The organism is Citrobacter sp. Marseille-Q3906, from assembly GCF_916618775.1.
In the GTDB taxonomy this organism is placed as follows: Bacteria; Pseudomonadota; Gammaproteobacteria; order Enterobacterales; family Enterobacteriaceae; genus Citrobacter; species Citrobacter murliniae.
Window position 1 is genome coordinate 173,532 of record NZ_CAKAKA010000002.1, and the last position, 17,993, is coordinate 191,524.

Genomic DNA, 17,993 nt, shown 5'->3' on the forward strand with positions numbered 1-17,993 from the left:
GCGAAGCGCCATCTGGCAAAATAACTTAACGCAGTATTTTTTTCTCTGCCAGATCCAGTGCGAAGTAGCTGAAGATCAGATCCGCGCCCGCGCGTTTGATCGACCCTAAGCTTTCCAGCACCACTTTCTCTTCATCTATTGCTCCGGCCATCGCCGCAAATTTGATCATCGCGTACTCACCGCTGACCTGATAGGCGCCAATCGGCAGTTCCGTGCGTTCGCGGATATCACGCAGAATATCAAGGTATGCACCAGCCGGTTTTACCATCAGACAGTCTGCGCCCTGCACTTCATCAAGCAGCGATTCGCGGATCGCCTCGCGACGGTTCATTGGGTTCATCTGATAGGTTTTACGATCGCCTTTCAGCGCAGTGCCTGCGGCTTCACGGAACGGGCCGTAGAACGATGAGGCAAACTTGGTGGAGTAGGACATGATGGCGGTATCGGTGAAACCCGCGGCGTCCAGCGCCTGGCGAATAGCCTGTACCTGGCCGTCCATCGCAGCGGAAGGGGCAATGAAATCAGCACCCGCAGCAGCGGCGACGACTGCCTGCTTGCCGAGGTTGGCAAGGGTCAAATCGTTATCAACACCATGTTCGCATAACACGCCGCAGTGACCGTGCGAGGTGTATTCACAGAAGCAGGTATCGGACATGACGATCATTTCCGGGACAGTTTGCTTGCAGATACGAGACATGCGCGCTACCAGCCCGTCTTCTTTCCAGGCGTCGCTGCCGGTGTCATCTGTGTGGTGGGAAATACCAAAGGTCATCACCGAGCGGATACCGGCATTGGCAATGCGTTCAATCTCGCTTGCCAGATGTTTTTCCGGAATGCGCATCACGCCGGGCATCGCCTCGATGGCTTTGTAATCGTCGAGTTCTTCTTCAACAAAGATCGGCAACACCAGGTCATTTAAGCTGAGTGTTGTCTCTTCAAACATAGCGCGCAGCGCAGGGGATTTGCGCAGGCGGCGAGGGCGTTGGATTAGGTCTGTCATGGTATGCCTGATGTTTGTGGAATCGAAGGCCGTAGTATACCCGAACCAGAGTGAAGGGAGTTTATGAAAGTTGCTTTCTTGTGGCATACCGGAGAATGCGGCTGGGTGAATCAGGCAAACGGGTCCGCATCAACCGTTTGCCTTTTGAGCAGTCAATCAGGACGCGGGAATGACCAGCGGCTTATTACCGCTTAATTCTGTGACCAGATTATTGATACCGTCACTCATATTGGTAAATCGGGTCAGCGGAGAACGGGTGACCACGACAAAAGCGCCGACATTTTTCTGCGGGATCATCGCCATGTAAGTAATGAATCCACCGCCGCCACCGGTTTTCTGAATAATCCCCGGACGACCATTTTTCGGTGCCATATACACCCAACCCAAACCAAGAGCATCGGCTTTGCCTGGTACATCCATTCCGATCACTTTGGTCAGCTGTGTACGCTGATAAATCAGTGTCTGCATCCGGTCAGCCTGCTGGCTACGATGATAGAAGTCAGATGAGAGATACTGTTGCATCCAGCGCATCATATCACCAGGTGTAGAATAGACGCCGCCGCTGCCCATCGCCGCCAGCGTATTGTTACACGGGCTGGCCCCTTTTTCCGCGACCATCAGACGTTTGCACTGATCGGGTGAGGGGGTGAAAGTGGTGTCTTTCATCCCGAGCGGTCGGGTGATTTTCTCTTCAAAGAGTTGCGGATAAGGCTTACCGGACGCCGCTGCCAGCGCATCGGCCAGCAGGTCGAATGCCAGGTTTGAATACGAAGCCTGCGATCCTGGTGCGGCTTTCAGCGTCGCGGTAGAAAGGTAGCTCCAGCGCTGTTCGCGCGTAGGCCAGACAAATACCGGACGCTTTGCTGCACCGCCTGGCTGTTCGCGCGGCAGGGCGCTGGTATGCGTTGCCAGATTCACCAGGGTGATTGGCGTTCCCTGATATGTGGGGACGCGTGCGCCGGGAGGTGCATATTTACTCAACGGATCGTTGAGTTTTACCGTGCCTTGATCGAGTAATTTAACCAGCATTTCACTGGTCATCAATTTTGTAATCGAGGCGATTCGAATCACGGAATCCAGTTGCGGGTGAACATTATTGCCGGGGCGCGTTTCACCAAAGCTGCGAAATACGCGCTGATTACCATCAATCACCACGAGTGCCATCCCCGTAGCCCCACTGCCGTAGAAAATATGATCGGCGTAGCGATCAACGATGTCGGAGGCGAAGACCGGATCGGTTATAGGCTGTGCCGCCTGGACAGATGTCAATGACGCCGCACACAGCGCGGCAGAAAAAAGCAGACTACGTTTCAACGGTGGTGTCCATGAGTTAGAGGAAGTAAAAGGTGACGTGCGTATGCGTATTTATACTACTGAACGGCATATTGCAAAGCGCTAATACGCCAATGATAGTGTGAAAAACGTAACGATGAGTAAACGTGAGCTTTTCCCTGATAGTGGATGTTCGCTTTTGTGATCTTACGCTGTGATAATCTGAATATGCTGGAACGCAGTGTTAGGTGAAAACCACAGAAACAATTCTTCAGAACCGGGTAGCGAACTAAGTTCGCTGATTCTGGTCACAATGGTCGGTTTCAGCTTGTGTTTTTGGGCGTTAGCCGTCTTGCCACCGTCTGTGGCAAATGCACAGCAGTCGTCATAACGATAAGAAGTTAGCAGGAGAGCACTATGTTTAAGTCTTTTTTCCCAAAGCCGGGGCCGTTCTTTATTTCGGCATTTATTTGGGCACTGGTTGCCGTTGTATTTTGGCAGGCAGGTGGGGGAGCCTGGGTGGCGCGCATTACTGGCGCATCGGGGGACGTACCGATTAGCGCAGCGCGATTCTGGTCGCTGGATTATCTGATTTTTTATGCTTACTACATTTTGTGCGTCGGCCTGTTCGCGCTGTTCTGGTTTATCTACAGTCCACATCGCTGGCAGTACTGGTCCATACTCGGCACGTCGTTGATTATTTTTGTGACCTGGTTTCTGGTTGAAGTCGGGGTCGCCGTTAACGCCTGGTATGCGCCATTTTATGACCTGATTCAAACTGCACTCAGCGCTCCCCATAAGGTGAAAATTGAGCAGTTCTATCATGAAGTGGGGATCTTTCTTGGTATTGCGCTGATTGCCGTCGTCATTGGCGTGATGAACAATTTCTTCGTCAGCCATTATGTATTCCGCTGGCGTACCGCAATGAACGAACATTATATGGCGCACTGGCAGCATCTGCGTCATATCGAAGGTGCCGCGCAGCGTGTGCAGGAAGACACTATGCGTTTTGCCTCGACGCTGGAAGATATGGGCGTCAGTTTTATCAACGCCATCATGACGCTGATTGCCTTCTTGCCGGTACTGGTTACGCTTTCTGCGCATGTCCCTGATTTGCCAATAGTCGGACATGTGCCTTATGGTCTGGTGATTGCCGCGATTGTCTGGTCGCTGATGGGAACCGGGATGCTGGCGGTAGTGGGGATAAAACTTCCGGGTCTGGAGTTCAAAAACCAACGTGTGGAAGCGGCTTATCGTAAAGAACTGGTGTACGGTGAAGACGATGCCAACCGCGCGACGCCACCTACCGTTCGCGAACTGTTTCACGCGGTGCGTCAGAACTATTTCCGCCTCTATTTTCACTATATGTACTTCAATATCGCCCGCATTCTTTACCTGCAGGTTGATAACGTTTTCGGGTTGTTCCTGCTGTTTCCATCGATTGTTGCCGGTACGATTACACTCGGTCTGATGACGCAAATTACCAACGTGTTTGGACAGGTGCGAGGATCGTTCCAGTATCTGATTAACTCCTGGACGACGTTAGTCGAACTGATGTCTATCTATAAGCGTCTGCGCAGCTTTGAACGTGAGCTGGATGGCCAGGAAATTCAGGTAGTTACCAATACACTTAGTTAACAAAGGAGATGTTATGTCGACGGTTTCCCGTCTTTACCCCTGGTCTTGTCTGGCTGTACTGGTGTTGATGGGGTGTAGTAGCCAACCCTCGCAGCCGTTAAAAAAAGGGGAGAAAGCCGTCGATGTGGCGAGCGTCGTGCGCCAGAAAATGCCGTCCAGTGTGAAGGACAGAGACGCCTGGGCGCAGGATCTGGCGAAGACGTTTGAAAGCCAGAAGCTGGCACCGACGGTCGAGAACGTCTGTTCGGTGCTGGCAGTGGCGCAGCAGGAGTCCAACTATCAGGCCGATCCGGTCGTTCCTGGCTTAAGTAAAATTGCCTGGAAAGAGATCGACCGTCGTGCTGAGCGTATGCATATTCCGGTGTTTCTGGTTCATACCGCACTGAAGATTAATTCCCCGACAGGAAAAAGCTACAGTGAGCGCCTGGATTCAGTGAAGACGGAAAAGCAGCTTAGCGCCATCTTTGATGATTTTATCAATATGGTGCCGATGGGACAGACGCTGTTTGGTTCACTAAATCCGGTTCATACCGGCGGTCCGATGCAGGTCAGCATTGCGTTTGCGGAACAGCACACGACGGGATACCCATGGAAAATGGCAGGAACAGTGCGTCAGGAAGTGTTCAGTCGCCGTGGTGGGCTGTGGTTCGGAACTTATCATTTGCTGAACTATCCGGCGAACTATAGTGCACCTGTTTTCCGTTTCGCTGACTTTAATGCGGGCTGGTACGCAAGCCGGAATGCCGCTTTCCAGAACGCTGTCAGTAAAGCCAGCGGTGTGAAGCTGGAACTGGATGGCGACTTGATTCGCTACGACAGCAAAGATCCAGGTAAAACGGAGCTGGCAGTACGTAAACTGGTTGGGAAGCTGAATATGAGTGAGAGCGATATTCGGCGTCAACTGCAAAAGGGCGACAGCCTTGCTTTTGAAGAGACCGCGCTTTATGAGAAGGTCTATAAGCTGGCTGAAGCGAAGGTGGGCAAAGCGTTACCCCGTGAAATGCTGCCGGGTATTCAACTGGAAAGTCCGAAGATCACCCGCAACCTGACCACTGCGTGGTTTGCTAAACGGGTGGACGAGCGCCGGGCGAAATGTATGGCTCAGTCTGCTTTATGATGGCGTTGGCGCCAGCGCATAAAGCCAGCGACGATGCCAAGGATCAGCCCTCCGGCCAGGAAGGGGATCACGCCAAAAATCGTACCGACGCCAAAACCGATTTCGATTCGTGGACGTCCGGTTTCCTGCATTTGTAGCTGCATCAGTTGCTCGTAAATTCCGGGTGCGTGAGCTAACAGATTTAAAATCTGTGCTCCCACCCAGAAACAGAACAGTACAAATACGGCATACGCAATATTGCCGGTCAGGGAGGAGGTATCCCGATACTTGCCCTTAAAAAGGGTTTTAGAGAGCGTAAAATCAGCCATAAAGACCTCCGGAAATAACCTGCTTCTTTCGACGTAATGCCAACAACTGACAGTGAGTCTGACAGGTGATCGCCATTGTCAATATCAGAATGATGGTAATTTCAGCCAGGGATTATTCCTGGATTTAAGTTTTTTGCAGATGGTCACAAATCTTTAACCTTAAGTGAAATTTTGTGACATTTAAGAAATTCCGCATACGCCACAGACGTCTCTGGGAAAATGTGCGAGGATGCGCCTAATGTGTGTTTCTCCGGAGCTGCTATGAACCTGCCTGCTAAAATTCGCCGTGACTGGCACTACTATGCGTTCGCCATTGGGCTTATCTTTATTCTGAATGGTGTGGTGGGATTACTGGGTTTTGAAGCTAAGGGATGGCAAACCTATGCGGTAGGGCTGGTCACATGGGTGATCAGTTTTTGGCTCGCCGGACTCATTATTCGCCGTCGTGTGGAAGCTGATGATGTGAAAGATACCCAATAACGTTTTGTTATACCCCTCATACTTCAAGTTGCAGGAGTGTTGACTTTCCTGGCTCACCCCAGTCACTTACTGATGTAAGCTCCTGGGGATTCACGGCGTGGCCGCCTTTCTGTAACCCGAAATATTTAGGGTATATCAGGCATTATGGTCAGTTTTACATACTGGTTTTCAACGCACTATCCGCAGCGTGGCGTTCCAGCGCCAGTTCGATCAGACGGGTGATCAAATCGGTATAGCCTAAACCGCTCGCCTGCCACAGTTTTGGATACATACTGATATTGGTAAAGCCTGGCAGCGTGTTGATCTCATTGATCACCACGTCGTTTTCATCAGTCAGGAATACATCCACCCGGGCCATGCCGGCGCAGCCCAGCGTCTGGTATGCCTGAATCGCAATCTCGCGGATCTTATCGTTAATTTCTGGCGCAATCGCTGCAGGAACGACAACTTTTGCCCCGTTGTCGTCAATGTATTTGGTGTCGTAAGCGTAAAAATCACTGTTCAGAACGATCTCGCCACAGGTGCTGGCCTGGGGGTGATCGTTCCCCAGTACCGCGCATTCGATCTCGCGGCCTTTGATCCCTTGTTCCACAACCACCTTATGATCGAACTCAAATGCCAGCGAGACGGCCTGGTTGTACTGTGCTTCGCTGGTGACTTTGCTAACGCCAACGGATGACCCCTGATTGGCAGGTTTCACGAACAGTGGGAGACCCAGGCGTGATTCAACCTCGGCAAAGCTGATGGTGTGGCGGTTTGCGCGGGTGAGCGTAATAAATGGTGCGATGTTTAACCCGGCATCACGCAGCAGACGTTTGGTCACGTCTTTATCCATACAGGCTGCGGAACCAAGCACATCGGAGCCGACGAACGGTAAGTTCGCTACGCGTAACATGCCTTGCAGAGAACCATCTTCTCCCAGCGTACCGTGAACGATTGGAAAAATAACATCCACCGTTGGCAGCGGCTGACCATTCTGCGCGTCGATCAGCTGATGCTCTTGTTTACCCGGTACCTGAGCGAGGCTGGTTGGTGAAGGACGCAACGCAATATGAGCCGGATCGTCTGCATTAAGCAGATAATTACCGGCATCGCTGACGTGCCATTGCCCTTGTTTATCAATACCTAACAACACAACATCAAAGCGAGTCTTGTCGATGGCATCGACAATATTTTTAGCCGATTGCAATGACACTTCATGTTCTGCTGACTTACCACCAAATACGATTCCTACCCGCAACTTTGCCATCTTAAAAACCCATTCCATGAATGCAAAGCACATACATTACCACGACAAAACGCAGGATTCCTCGGCTTCTGGCAGAATGTTTTCGTGAAGTACAGGGGAACAAATTTGTTTAAACCCGAGTGTGCTGGTTAAAGCATAATCACCTGTATAAAGTGTGGATTTGATGTGATGGATATCACAATTATGATGAGCGGGGAGATAAAATACTAAACTGTGATACATCGCACCGCTGAACCTCCGTCTGGATACGTAATTTGTTAAGCTGCTCGCAGTTTTCAGCTGCTTATCGTTATGAGTCTTATGGAATCCTGGAGAGTTAACCTTATTTCCGTTTGGTTCGGGTGCTTTTTTACCGGACTGGCGATCAGTCAAATCCTGCCTTTTTTACCGCTCTATATCTCCCAGCTTGGGGTGACCTCGCATGAAGCGCTGTCGATGTGGTCCGGCTTAACGTTTAGTGTCACTTTTCTTATTTCTGCCATTGTTGCACCGATGTGGGGTAGCTTAGCCGATCGCAAAGGGCGCAAATTAATGCTGTTGCGCGCTTCGTTAGGGATGGCCATCGCAATTTTACTGCAGGCATTTGCGACTAACGTCTGGCAGCTTTTCCTGCTCCGTGGCGTGATGGGGTTAACATCGGGATATATCCCCAATGCGATGGCGCTGGTCGCGTCACAGGTACCGCGTGAACGCAGCGGTTGGGCGCTGAGTACGCTCTCTACGGCGCAAATTAGCGGTGTTATTGGCGGGCCGCTGATGGGTGGGTTTATTGCAGATCATATCGGCTTACGGGCGGTATTTTGTATTACTGCGGCGCTGCTGGTAGTAAGTTTTCTGGTCACATTGTTTTTAATTAAAGAGGGCGTGCGTCCGACGATTAAAAAAAGTGAACGTTTAAGCGGCAAGGCGGTTTTCGCCTCACTGCCTTATCCGGCGTTGGTGATTAGCCTGTTTTTTACCACTATGGTTATTCAGCTGTGTAACGGCTCAATAGGTCCCATCCTGGCACTGTTTATCAAATCTATGGTGCCAGACAGCACAAACATTGCTTTTCTCAGCGGCTTAATTGCTTCGGTACCTGGCGTATCGGCGCTGATATCGGCGCCCCGACTTGGAAAACTGGGCGATCGAATTGGCACGGAGCGAATTCTTATGGCGACGTTAATCTTCGCCGTGGTGCTCTTTTTCGCCATGTCCTGGGTTACTACGCCATTGCAGTTGGGAATATTGCGTTTCCTGCTTGGTTTTGCCGATGGCGCGATGCTACCTGCTGTGCAGACGTTGCTGGTCAAATATTCCAGCGATCAGATTACCGGTCGCATCTTTGGGTATAATCAGTCGTTTATGTATCTGGGTAACGTCGCAGGGCCATTAATGGGCGCAACGGTATCGGCAATGGCGGGTTTCCGCTGGGTTTTTATCGCGACCGCATGTATTGTACTTATTAATATCTGGCAACTGGCCATCGCGTTACGACGCCGGCGTCTTGCGCACTAAGCTCACGTAGGTATTGTATATCTGTGTGATTATTCATCCCCTTACTCTTTAATATTGAATAGTTCTGGAGTAAGGGGCATTGCACATTATTTTGTGTTGTGATTGTTTTCGCAAAACGTCTTATTATTTATAAAAATACAACTTTCATCCCCTAGGCAGTCGTGAGCCATAATGCTAACGTGACCCATATTTTGTAAAGGGAATACGAAAATGAAAAATCTCGTCACTGAGTTACTACTTAAGCTTGCCCAAAAAGAAGAAGAGTCGCAGGAGCTGGCTGCCCAGGTAGAAACGTTAGAGTGGGTTATCATGGAGATGCTAAGCAATATGGCGAAAAATGATCAGCAAATATTGATTCGTCAAATTGAGGGGGCGCTGGCGGGCGTAAGCCGTATGCCGGCATTTTTGACAACTCTGCATAATCCGGGTGAAAGCCTACCAAAAACGTATTGAGCGATCTCCAGAAATTCACTACCCCCTGACATCATAAAAGTGTCACATCAAATACTTATAGTCACTTTGTTTTAATTTTACTGTATTTATACATGGAGAAAATAAAGTGAAACAAAGTGCACTCGCTATTGCCCTGTTACCATTACTGTTTACCCCGGTTATTTATGCTGAATCATCTGCTGTACCGGTTATGGATAATCGTGCCGCTCAGGGGGATATCACCACGCCAGGTGGGGCGCGCCGATTAACCGCTGATCAAACGGCGGCTCTGCGTGATTCACTGATTGATAAACCTGCCCGGAATATTATTTTATTGATCGGTGATGGCATGGGGGATTCAGAAATTACAGCAGCTCGCAATTATGCCGAAGGCGCAGGTGGATTTTTTAAAGGTATTGATGCATTACCTCTGACCGGGCAATACACACATTACGCGTTGGATAAAAAAACGGGTAAACCTGATTATGTAACGGATTCTGCGGCGTCAGCAACGGCGTGGACGACCGGCGTTAAAACCTACAATGGTGCGTTGGGCGTTGATATTCACGAAAAAGATCACATCACGATTCTGGAAATGGCGAAAGCCGCAGGTCTGGCGACAGGCAACGTTTCTACTGCTGAGTTGCAGGATGCGACTCCGGCTGCCCTGGTGGCGCATGTGACCTCACGTAAATGCTACGGTCCGAGTGTAACCGCTGAAAAATGCCCGACCAATGCGCTGGAAAAAGGTGGTAAAGGGTCGATCACGGAACAATTATTGAACGCCCGCGCCGATGTTACGCTTGGCGGTGGGGCAAAAACCTTTGCAGAGACCGCGGCAGCAGGTGACTGGCAGGGGAAAACGCTGCGTGAACAGGCACAGGCGCGTGGATATCAGTTGGTGAGCGATGCCGCAACGCTTGCAGCAATCACTGAAGCCAATCAGGATAAACCGTTATTGGGTCTGTTCTCCGAGGGCAACATGCCGGTACGCTGGGAAGGTCCGAAAGCGTCATATCACGGCAACATTGATCAACCCGTCGTGACTTGTGCGCCGAACCCAAAGCGTAACGATACCGTGCCCACGCTGGCACAGATGACGGATAAAGCGATTGAGCTGTTGAGCAAAAATGAGAAAGGCTTCTTCCTGCAAGTTGAAGGGGCGTCAATCGATAAGCAGGATCACGCTGCTAACCCATGTGGGCAGATTGGAGAAACGGTCGATCTGGATGAGGCGGTGCAGCGTGCGCTTGCATTTGCGAAGAAAGATGGCAACACCCTGGTTGTAGTTACCGCCGATCACGCCCATTCCAGCCAGATTGTTGCGCCGGATACGAAGGCTCCGGGTTTAACCCAGGCGCTGAACACCAAAGATGGCGCGGTAATGGTTATCAGCTACGGTAACTCCGAGGAAGAATCCCAGGAGCATACCGGCAGCCAGTTGCGTATTGCGGCCTATGGACCACATGCTGCGAATGTTGTCGGTCTGACCGACCAAACCGATCTGTTCTACACCATGAAAGCCGCATTAGGGCTTAAATAAGCAGACATCCGGCGGCAATACTTTTGCTGTCGGGTGGTTTTTTTGCGTTTAGCAGCCAGACTTATACCTACATGCTGTCGTTCAGAATAGGGCGGCGTTTAGAGTTGCATGCTTATAAAAGGATGGTGCTATGAAAATAACATTACTGGTTACGTTGCTATTTGGTCTGATTTTTTTAACTACCGTCGGCGCTGCCGAGAAGACATTAACCCCGCAACAACAGCGTATGACCACCTGCAACCAGCAAGCGACGGCGCAAACCTTAAAAGGGGATGCCCGTAAGACGTACATGAGTGATTGCCTGAAAAACAGTAAATCTGCTCCAGAGGAAAAGAGCCTGACGCCACAGCAGCAGAAAATGCGTGAGTGCAATGTCCAGGCGACAGAGCAGTCTCTGAAAGGCGATGATCGTAATAAGTTTATGAGTGCCTGTCTGAAAAAAGCTGCGTAATACATACGGGTGAGCAGAGAAAATCGCTCACCCGAAATATCATACTTTCACCGCCAGACCCCTTCCTATAATTTGGGAAATTTGTTTCAGAATATTCCCAAATACGATGAATGATGAAAATTTCTATCAAAAAAAGGTCGTACAGAATGAAGCGTTATTATCACTTCATCGAAATGACCATCAGCGCTCCGGACTGCGATTTGCCCGACGGATCAGGCTGCCGCGTGCGGTAGGGCTGGGGGGAATGTTTTTCCCCATTGCTTCTGTATTAGTTTCACAGCCGATTACCGGCGGCTGGTGGCTGTTATTGGTGGGATGGGCCTTTGTCTGGCCACACCTGGCGTGGCAGTTGGCGAGCAAAGCAGAAGATCCTCAACATGGTGAATTCACTAATTTAAAAGCGGATGCGATCCTGGCGGGTATGTGGATGGGGATTATGGGGGTTAACCTGCTGCCATCCACGGCACTGCTGATGATTATCTGCATCAACCTGATGGGCGCAGGTGGTGTGCGATTATTCATCGCGGGTGCCGTGTTGTTGGTGGTTTCATGCCTTGTCACGTTGCAGTTAACGGCTATCTCCGTTGCTTTTAGCAGTACACAATTGAGCGTATTGCTATCTTTGCCGGTGCTGGTTATTTATCCGTTGCTGTTTGCCTGGGTCAGCTATCAAACGGTAATAAAGCTGGCGGAGCATAAACGTCGGTTGCAGGTGATGAGTACGCGGGATGGTATGACCGGGGTGTATAACCGACGCCATTGGGAATTTTTACTGCGCAATGAATTTGATAATTGTCGTCGCTATCAGCGTGATGCCACGTTACTGATTATTGATATCGACCACTTCAAGAGCATCAATGATACCTGGGGACATGACGTCGGGGATGAGGCTATCGTCGCTCTGACTCGTCAATTGCAGATGACATTACGCGGCAGTGATGTCATAGGGCGTTTTGGCGGTGATGAGTTTGCTGTGATTATGTGCGGAACGCCGGCAGCCAACGCTATTGCAGCAATGTCGCGGGTCCACGAACGGCTCAGCCAGTTACGCTTATCATGCGCTCCGCAGGTTGCCCTGCGGATTAGCGTGGGTGTGGCGCCCCTGACCGCAGAGACTGAACATTATCGAGAATGGTTAAAATCGGCGGATATGGCGTTATACAAAGCAAAGAATTCCGGACGTAACCGCACTGAAGCGGCGGCCTGACGTCCGGTTATCCACTCAGGATTTGCTGAGTTTCTCCGATTGTTCCATACACTTAACCATCGCTTCAATCACCGAAGAACGGAAGCCGCGTTCTTCCAGGACACGGACAGCTTCAATGGTGGTTCCACCAGGCGAACACACCATATCCTTCAGCTCACCAGGATGTTTACCCGTTTCGAGGACCATTTTGGCCGATCCCATCACCGCCTGTGCCGCGAATTTATACGCCTGTGTGCGCGGCATGCCACCCTGAACAGCTGCATCCGCCATTGCTTCGATAAACATAAAAACATATGCCGGTGCTGAACCGCTGACCCCAACGACTGGGTGAATCATTGATTCTGCGATGACTTCCGCTTCACCAAAGCAGCGGAAAATATTCAACACGTCAGCGGTATCTTCTGGTGTAACCAACGCGTTTGGTGTCACAGATGTCATACCGGCATTAACCAGTGACGGAGTGTTTGGCATTGCGCGAATAATTTTGCGGTCATGACCCAATGCACGGGCGAGCTGATCGAGGGTGACGCCAGCCGCAATAGATACGACCAGTGAATCTTTGCTCAGGCTGGAGGTAATTTCACTCAGCACTTTAATCATGATGCCTGGTTTCACGGCCCCAAAAACAATGTCGGCAATTTGCGCGACTTCCTGCGCAGATTGTGCTGCATTAATGCCGTACTGGTCGTGCAGGGCGGCGACTTTTTCGGGGGAAGGGGTATAGACCCAGATTTGTCCGGGGAGAACCTGGCCGCTGGCGATCAGGCCGCCAAGAATCGCTTTGCCCATGTTACCGCAGCCGATAAACCCAATTTTCTTGTCCATTGTGTCACTCCCTATACGTGATATTCGTTGTTTTACCTGGGAAAGGTAAGCTTAGCGCGGAATGAATGTGTTCAGAAGGAGAAACAGCACTTTGCTGGAAAGTAAAAGCACGAGACAATACGCGATTGCACATGAGTCGGGAGGTGATATGACAATATGGGTGGATGCGGATGCGTGTCCTAATGTGATTAAAGAAATATTATACCGTGCTTCTGAACGTATGCAGATGCCGCTGATTCTGGTGGCAAATCAGAGTTTGCGCGTCCCGCCTTCGCGTTTAATCCGTACTTTACGTGTTCCTGCCGGGTTTGACGTCGCAGATAATGAGATTGTGCGCCAGTGTAATGTGGGCGATTTAGTGATCACGGCGGATATCCCGTTGGCTTCTGAGGTTATTGAAAAAGGTGCGGCTGCACTAAACCCACGCGGAGAACGTTATACCGAAGCGACAATCCGTGAACGCCTGACGATGCGTGATTTTATGGATACCCTGCGTGCCAGTGGGATCCAGACCGGCGGGCCTGATAGTCTTTCACCACGCGATCGCCAGCATTTTGCAGCTGAACTTGATAAATGGTGGTTGGAAGTTCAGCGCAGAAAATAGTGGCTGTAATTTATTTTTTACACTTTCATCATGGTGAATTCTTGTTATAGTGGGGCTTAATTAATTTAATTGCCCTAAGTGGAATGTATTGTTTACACTTTGGTGATGTACTAGTTTGATGGTATGATTATAACTTTAACAGCATCAGATCCCGCTCGCTTGCGGTTCTCTGGGGAATTTCTGTGATGACGCAACCTCTTTTTCTTGTTGGCCCCCGGGGGTGTGGTAAGACGACAACCGGAATGGCGCTCGCCAAGGCTATCGATTACCAATTTGTTGATACCGATCGCTGGTTGCAATCTCATGTACAAATGACCGTGGCGGAAATTGTCGAAAGAGAGGGATGGGAGGGGTTTCGCGCCCAGGAGACGGCTGCTCTGGAAGCCGTTACCGCACCTTTAACCGTTGTTGCGACCGGCGGCGGTATCATTCTCACCGAATACAACCGGCACTACATGCGCAATAGTGGTGTAGTCATTTATTTAAGCGCACCCGTATCAGTACTGGTTAACCGCCTGGAGGCCGCGCCGGAAGAAGGGTTACGCCCGACCTTAACCGGTAAACCATTAACTGAAGAAGTGCAGGAAGTGCTGGAGCAGCGCGATGTCCTGTATCGGGAAGCGGCGCACTACATTGTTGATGCAACAAATAAACCTTCTCAGGTTGTTGCCGATATTCTGGGGCTACTGTCGCAGCCGGCGTCACGGTTACAGGGTGGTGTCTATACTTAAAGCTCATCCACTCAAAAGGAAGAGATATGCCGACAAAACCACCTTACCCGCGCAAAGCTACCATTGTGACAGTTGAGAAAGGGACGCCTGGCCAGACGGTAACCTGGTATCAACTTCGCGCCGATCATCCTAAACCCGATTCATTGATCAGTGAACATCCTTCCGCGCAAGAGGCCATGGACGCCAAAAAGCGCTATGAGGATCCCGATAAAACCTGACGCCAGGCGTTGCTGGTAAAGAAATCAGAGTACCCTCTGCTCGTATCGGTATCACATTTTTCGCACGTCGTCATACACAGCGAAAATTGAAAATTAAACGATAACAACATAATACTGGAATGATTAGGAATCTTTACATTATGCCTTGCTTATCTGCTGCTACGCTTTTGAGCATTTGTAGCGCAGGTAGGTGTCCGGCATTTGCCTGGGAATTCATGACGCAGTAAGAAGACGGTGGAGTAACAAATGAGTACGTCGCTGGCTATCCTCACGATTGGTGTTGTCCCGATGAGTGAGGTATTACCGCTCCTGACGGAATATATTGATGAGCAACACATCACGCACCATAGTCTGCTGGGGCAGATGCAGAGGGAAGATGTGATGCTCGAATATGCCGTATCGCCAGGTGATGATTTGTTATTAACGTTGCTCAGCGACCATCGGCTTGCTCATGTCTCGCGCCAGAAAGTTGAGCGCGATCTCCAAAGCATTGTTGAAGTGCTGGATAACCAGGGTTTTGACGTCATCTTATTGATGAGTACCGCTTCAATTGCCCGCCTGACGGCACACAATAGCATCCTGCTTGAGCCCCTACGTATTATCCCCCCTCTGGTGGCATCGATTGTGGATGGGCATCAGGTCGGGGTGATTGTGCCTGTCACTGAGTTGCTTGAGGCCCAGGTGAGTAAATGGCAGGTATTACAGACCCCGCCAGTTTATGCCGTGGCAAATCCTCTTGATGGATCCGCACAACAACTGATCGATGCGGGGAAAGCTCTCATTGAGCAAGGTGCTGATGTGATCATGCTGGATTGTTTAGGGTTTAATCAGCGACATCGTGATTTACTGCAAAAATCGCTGGATGTTCCGGTGCTTTTGTCTAATGTCCTGATTGCGCGGTTGGCTTCAGAACTGCTCGCTTAATTTTGCGTGACAGGTGGAACGTCAGGCCCCTATATTGTTTGTTAACTTAATAACGAGATAGGGCCAGTTGTATGCTTCAAAGTAATGAATACTTTTCCGGCAAAGTAAAATCGATTGGTTTTACCAGCAGCAGTACTGGCCGTGCCAGCGTTGGCGTCATGGCGGAAGGCGAATACACTTTCGGTACTGCGGCACCTGAAGAGATGACGGTGGTTAGCGGCGCGCTGAATGTGTTGCTGCCAGGGGAAACTGAGTGGAAAGTGTATGCCGCAGGGGACGTGTTCAACGTGCCAGGTCACAGTGAGTTTCATCTGCAGGTGGCAGAGCCAACATCGTATCTTTGCCGCTATTTGTAATTGTAAAATGCCGGATGACGAAGCTGCCATCCGGCACATCCTAATCAGCGCTGTGCTTCTCCGCCTAATCCTTCCACCAGGCTTTTGATTAACGCCGCCAGTTCTCCGGTCATCAGGATGAAATCGGCATCAAAACGTTGAGCATAGTCTTCTCTGTCGATGTCTTCGTTTTGATCGCGCAGTTCATCACTGAACTTCAGACGCTTCAGTGAGCCATCGTCACACATCATAAACTGAATACGTTGTTGCCAGTCGAGAGCCAGTTTGGTGACGACTTTACCGGCTTCAATATGAACGGCAATCTCGTCGCTCACCAGATCCTGTTTCTTCGCGCGGATCACGCCGCCATCTTCCAGCATGGCTTTCAGTTCAGCTTCATCCAGCAACTGGAAGCCCTGGGCGACAGAGCCGGAACGCACCCATTCGGTGAGCGTTAACTCGATCGGATTTTCCAGCGCTAACGGGACAACCGGCAGAGAACCCAGGCTTTTACGCAACAACGCCAGCGTATCTTCCGCTTTCTTCGCGCTTGCGCAGTCGACCATGATCAGGTCATTGACGGTGTCTATCCACATCATTGTCTGGCTGAAGCGGCTAAAGGCGCGCGGCAGCAATGAATGCAACACTTCATCTTTAAGCGAGTCTTTTTCGGTCTTTTTGAGTTTGCGACCCTGCTCAGCTTCCAGTTTGAATATTTTGGCTTCAAGCGCCTGCTTAATCACAGGTGATGGCAGGATTTTCTCTTCTTTGCGGGCGCAGATAATAATTTGGCCGTTGGCGGTATGCGTCAATGCATCGCTGTGCGATCCCATCGGCGGAACCCAACCCATTTTTGCCATATCCTGGCTGCCACAAGGGGTAAACGTCATTGAGGCTAGCTGTTTTTCCATCTCTTCGGCACGCAAAGAAACATCGCGGCTAAGACGGTAAACCATTAAATTTTTGAACCACAGCATGATAATTTCCACGGCCTTGTCGTTAAATCCAGCGGGCATAATAGCGAATTGTCGCTATGCTTGCATTGTTAATCGGGAAGAGGGACATACAGTGCGTATAGGTATCGATTTAGGCGGCACGAAAACAGAAGTGATTGCGCTAGGTGATTTGGGCGAACAGCTTTTTCGCCATCGCCTGCCCACGCCGCGTGATGATTACCGGCAAACAATAGAAACAATCGCTACGCTGGTGGAAATGGCGGAAAACGCAACCGGCCAGACGGGAACCGTTGGTATGGGGATCCCTGGTTCGATTTCCCCTTACACTGGTGTGGTGAAGAACGCCAACTCGACCTGGCTCAATGGTCAGCCTTTTGATAAAGATTTAAGCGCGCGGTTGAAGCGTGAAGTGCGTCTGGCAAACGATGCCAACTGTCTGGCCGTTTCTGAAGCGGTAGATGGCGCGGCGGCGGGTGCGCAAACCGTGTTTGCAGTGATTATCGGTACGGGATGTGGTTCTGGCGTGGCTTTGAATGGGCGAGCGCATACCGGTGGCAACGGTACGGCGGGAGAGTGGGGACATAACCCGCTACCGTGGATGGATGAGGATGAACTGCGTTATCGGCAGGAAGTGCCTTGTTATTGCGGCAAACAGGGCTGTATTGAAACCTTCATTTCTGGGACAGGGTTTGCTACGGATTATCATCGGCTGAGCGGAAATCAGCTAAAAGGCAGTGAAATTATTCGCCTGGTAGATGAGCAGGATGCCCTGGCTGAGCAGGCACTGAGACGATATGAGTTACGCCTGGCGAAATCGTTAGCTCATGTGGTGAATATTCTTGATCCTGACGTCATTGTACTGGGCGGCGGGATGAGCAATGTCGACAGGTTGTATCAAACGGTCCCGTCGTTGATTAAGCAGTTTGTCTTCGGCGGCGAGTGTGAAACGCCTCTACGAAAAGCGCTGCACGGTGACTCCAGCGGCGTACGCGGTGCGGCCTGGCTGTGGCCGCAAGAGTCATAATCTCTTTTGCCGGATAACCCGTCATACTTCAAGTTGGCTGCGCGTTACCCGGCTCGTCCATTAACCTCATTCTGACGGGCCGCCGCTCCGCAGCATTCAAATCTGCTCCTGACAGATTTGTCACTCCCCCAGTCACTTACCTGAGTAAGCTCCTGGGGCTTCACTCAATTGCCGCCTACAAG

20 protein-coding genes are annotated in these 17,993 nt (G+C 50.6%); 14 read left to right on the forward strand and 6 right to left on the reverse strand.

The features are described from left to right. Window positions 1–25: 25 nt before the first annotated feature. Entirely contained in the window at window positions 26–1,000 is a 975-nt protein-coding gene (hemB, locus tag LG384_RS05110) for a porphobilinogen synthase (RefSeq protein WP_225760575.1), read from the reverse strand. A gap of 156 nt (window positions 1,001–1,156) precedes the next feature. Beyond that, a complete protein-coding gene (gene ampH / locus LG384_RS05115; RefSeq protein WP_045440403.1) occupies window positions 1,157–2,314 on the reverse strand; it encodes a D-alanyl-D-alanine-carboxypeptidase/endopeptidase AmpH in 1,158 nt (385 codons plus the stop codon). A gap of 375 nt (window positions 2,315–2,689) precedes the next feature. Between ampH and sbmA the strand changes: the two genes are divergently transcribed. Next, window positions 2,690–3,910 carry a peptide antibiotic transporter SbmA gene (gene sbmA, locus LG384_RS05120; protein ID WP_045440405.1) on the forward strand — a complete coding sequence of 407 codons (1,221 nt, stop codon included), beginning with the start codon at window positions 2,690–2,692 and terminating at the stop codon, window positions 3,908–3,910. A 13-nt stretch (window positions 3,911–3,923) separates the two neighbouring features. After that, window positions 3,924–5,027: a DUF1615 domain-containing protein gene (locus LG384_RS05125; RefSeq protein ID WP_045440409.1), complete on the forward strand. Its 1,104-nt coding sequence runs from the start codon at window positions 3,924–3,926 to the stop codon at window positions 5,025–5,027. On the opposite strand, the gene LG384_RS05130 is transcribed toward LG384_RS05125, so the two are convergent. Further along, entirely contained in the window at window positions 5,012–5,335 is a 324-nt protein-coding gene (locus LG384_RS05130) for a DUF2755 family protein (protein WP_045440411.1), read from the reverse strand. The genes LG384_RS05125 and LG384_RS05130 overlap by 16 nt on opposite strands. Before the next feature lie 261 nt (window positions 5,336–5,596). Between LG384_RS05130 and LG384_RS05135 the strand changes: the two genes are divergently transcribed. Further along, the gene (locus LG384_RS05135) at window positions 5,597–5,815 is read left to right on the forward strand and encodes a DUF2754 family protein (protein WP_045440413.1); all 219 of its coding nucleotides are present in this window, start codon (window positions 5,597–5,599) and stop codon (window positions 5,813–5,815) included. 154 nt (window positions 5,816–5,969) lie between these two features. On the opposite strand, the gene ddlA is transcribed toward LG384_RS05135, so the two are convergent. Continuing rightward, window positions 5,970–7,064: a D-alanine--D-alanine ligase gene (gene ddlA, locus LG384_RS05140; RefSeq protein ID WP_225760576.1), complete on the reverse strand. Its 1,095-nt coding sequence runs from the start codon at window positions 7,062–7,064 to the stop codon at window positions 5,970–5,972. A gap of 300 nt (window positions 7,065–7,364) precedes the next feature. Here ddlA and LG384_RS05145 point away from each other — a divergent pair, with 300 nt between their 5' ends. The 5 genes from LG384_RS05145 to adrA all read left to right on the forward strand — a co-directional run bounded on the left by LG384_RS05145 (window position 7,365) and on the right by adrA (window position 12,194). Beyond that, a complete protein-coding gene (locus tag LG384_RS05145) occupies window positions 7,365–8,561 on the forward strand; it encodes a multidrug efflux MFS transporter (RefSeq protein WP_045449472.1) in 1,197 nt (398 codons plus the stop codon). Window positions 8,562–8,771: 210 nt separating this feature from the next. Then, on the forward strand, window positions 8,772–9,014 hold the full coding sequence (locus tag LG384_RS05150; protein WP_045440415.1) for a sigma-S stabilization anti-adapter protein IraP: 243 nt from the start codon (window positions 8,772–8,774) through the stop codon (window positions 9,012–9,014). A gap of 106 nt (window positions 9,015–9,120) precedes the next feature. Further along, complete coding sequence (gene phoA / locus LG384_RS05155; RefSeq protein WP_225760577.1) at window positions 9,121–10,536, forward strand: alkaline phosphatase; 1,416 nt, start codon at window positions 9,121–9,123, stop codon at window positions 10,534–10,536. 130 nt (window positions 10,537–10,666) lie between these two features. Continuing rightward, window positions 10,667–10,987, forward strand: a complete 321-nt coding sequence (gene psiF / locus LG384_RS05160; protein ID WP_045440421.1) for a phosphate starvation-inducible protein PsiF — start codon at window positions 10,667–10,669, stop codon at window positions 10,985–10,987. A 91-nt stretch (window positions 10,988–11,078) separates the two neighbouring features. Beyond that, window positions 11,079–12,194, forward strand: a complete 1,116-nt coding sequence (gene adrA, locus LG384_RS05165; RefSeq protein ID WP_144243049.1) for a diguanylate cyclase AdrA — start codon at window positions 11,079–11,081, stop codon at window positions 12,192–12,194. A gap of 15 nt (window positions 12,195–12,209) precedes the next feature. On the opposite strand, the gene proC is transcribed toward adrA, so the two are convergent. Beyond that, the gene (gene proC / locus LG384_RS05170; protein WP_048221961.1) at window positions 12,210–13,019 is read right to left on the reverse strand and encodes a pyrroline-5-carboxylate reductase; all 810 of its coding nucleotides are present in this window, start codon (window positions 13,017–13,019) and stop codon (window positions 12,210–12,212) included. Window positions 13,020–13,167: 148 nt separating this feature from the next. Here proC and LG384_RS05175 point away from each other — a divergent pair, with 148 nt between their 5' ends. The 5 genes from LG384_RS05175 to ppnP all read left to right on the forward strand — a co-directional run bounded on the left by LG384_RS05175 (window position 13,168) and on the right by ppnP (window position 15,852). Then, window positions 13,168–13,623 (forward strand): YaiI/YqxD family protein, encoded by a 456-nt coding sequence (locus LG384_RS05175; RefSeq protein ID WP_045440426.1) that lies wholly within the window; start codon window positions 13,168–13,170, stop codon window positions 13,621–13,623. Window positions 13,624–13,808: 185 nt separating this feature from the next. Continuing rightward, on the forward strand, window positions 13,809–14,354 hold the full coding sequence (gene aroL, locus LG384_RS05180; RefSeq protein WP_225760578.1) for a shikimate kinase AroL: 546 nt from the start codon (window positions 13,809–13,811) through the stop codon (window positions 14,352–14,354). Between the two features lie 26 nt (window positions 14,355–14,380). Beyond that, window positions 14,381–14,572, forward strand: a complete 192-nt coding sequence (gene yaiA, locus LG384_RS05185; RefSeq protein ID WP_045440432.1) for a protein YaiA — start codon at window positions 14,381–14,383, stop codon at window positions 14,570–14,572. Window positions 14,573–14,818: 246 nt separating this feature from the next. Further along, the gene (locus tag LG384_RS05190; RefSeq protein ID WP_225760579.1) at window positions 14,819–15,496 is read left to right on the forward strand and encodes an AroM family protein; all 678 of its coding nucleotides are present in this window, start codon (window positions 14,819–14,821) and stop codon (window positions 15,494–15,496) included. 71 nt (window positions 15,497–15,567) lie between these two features. After that, window positions 15,568–15,852, forward strand: coding sequence for a pyrimidine/purine nucleoside phosphorylase (gene ppnP / locus LG384_RS05195; RefSeq protein WP_045440436.1), 285 nt, complete (start codon window positions 15,568–15,570; stop codon window positions 15,850–15,852). Window positions 15,853–15,896: 44 nt separating this feature from the next. On the opposite strand, the gene rdgC is transcribed toward ppnP, so the two are convergent. Continuing rightward, complete coding sequence (rdgC, locus tag LG384_RS05200) at window positions 15,897–16,808, reverse strand: recombination-associated protein RdgC (RefSeq protein WP_045440439.1); 912 nt, start codon at window positions 16,806–16,808, stop codon at window positions 15,897–15,899. Between the two features lie 91 nt (window positions 16,809–16,899). Here rdgC and mak point away from each other — a divergent pair, with 91 nt between their 5' ends. Further along, window positions 16,900–17,811 carry a fructokinase gene (gene mak / locus LG384_RS05205; protein ID WP_225760580.1) on the forward strand — a complete coding sequence of 304 codons (912 nt, stop codon included), beginning with the start codon at window positions 16,900–16,902 and terminating at the stop codon, window positions 17,809–17,811. Window positions 17,812–17,993: the final 182 nt, after the last annotated feature.

Excerpts from the sequence above, each read along its gene's own strand:
- hemB (WP_225760575.1), bottom strand. The coding sequence starts at position 1,000 with ATGACAGACCTAATCCAACGCCCTCGCCGCCTGCGCAAATCCCCTGCG.
- sbmA (WP_045440405.1), top strand. The coding sequence starts at position 2,690 with ATGTTTAAGTCTTTTTTCCCAAAGCCGGGGCCGTTCTTTATTTCGGCA.
- LG384_RS05125 (WP_045440409.1), top strand. The coding sequence starts at position 3,924 with ATGTCGACGGTTTCCCGTCTTTACCCCTGGTCTTGTCTGGCTGTACTG.
- LG384_RS05130 (WP_045440411.1), bottom strand. The coding sequence starts at position 5,335 with ATGGCTGATTTTACGCTCTCTAAAACCCTTTTTAAGGGCAAGTATCGG.
- LG384_RS05135 (WP_045440413.1), top strand. The coding sequence starts at position 5,597 with ATGAACCTGCCTGCTAAAATTCGCCGTGACTGGCACTACTATGCGTTC.
- ddlA (WP_225760576.1), bottom strand. The coding sequence starts at position 7,064 with ATGGCAAAGTTGCGGGTAGGAATCGTATTTGGTGGTAAGTCAGCAGAA.
- LG384_RS05145 (WP_045449472.1), top strand. The coding sequence starts at position 7,365 with ATGGAATCCTGGAGAGTTAACCTTATTTCCGTTTGGTTCGGGTGCTTT.
- LG384_RS05150 (WP_045440415.1), top strand. The coding sequence starts at position 8,772 with ATGAAAAATCTCGTCACTGAGTTACTACTTAAGCTTGCCCAAAAAGAA.
- psiF (WP_045440421.1), top strand. The coding sequence starts at position 10,667 with ATGAAAATAACATTACTGGTTACGTTGCTATTTGGTCTGATTTTTTTA.
- proC (WP_048221961.1), bottom strand. The coding sequence starts at position 13,019 with ATGGACAAGAAAATTGGGTTTATCGGCTGCGGTAACATGGGCAAAGCG.
- LG384_RS05175 (WP_045440426.1), top strand. The coding sequence starts at position 13,168 with ATGACAATATGGGTGGATGCGGATGCGTGTCCTAATGTGATTAAAGAA.
- aroL (WP_225760578.1), top strand. The coding sequence starts at position 13,809 with ATGACGCAACCTCTTTTTCTTGTTGGCCCCCGGGGGTGTGGTAAGACG.
- yaiA (WP_045440432.1), top strand. The coding sequence starts at position 14,381 with ATGCCGACAAAACCACCTTACCCGCGCAAAGCTACCATTGTGACAGTT.
- LG384_RS05190 (WP_225760579.1), top strand. The coding sequence starts at position 14,819 with ATGAGTACGTCGCTGGCTATCCTCACGATTGGTGTTGTCCCGATGAGT.
- ppnP (WP_045440436.1), top strand. The coding sequence starts at position 15,568 with ATGCTTCAAAGTAATGAATACTTTTCCGGCAAAGTAAAATCGATTGGT.
- rdgC (WP_045440439.1), bottom strand. The coding sequence starts at position 16,808 with ATGCTGTGGTTCAAAAATTTAATGGTTTACCGTCTTAGCCGCGATGTT.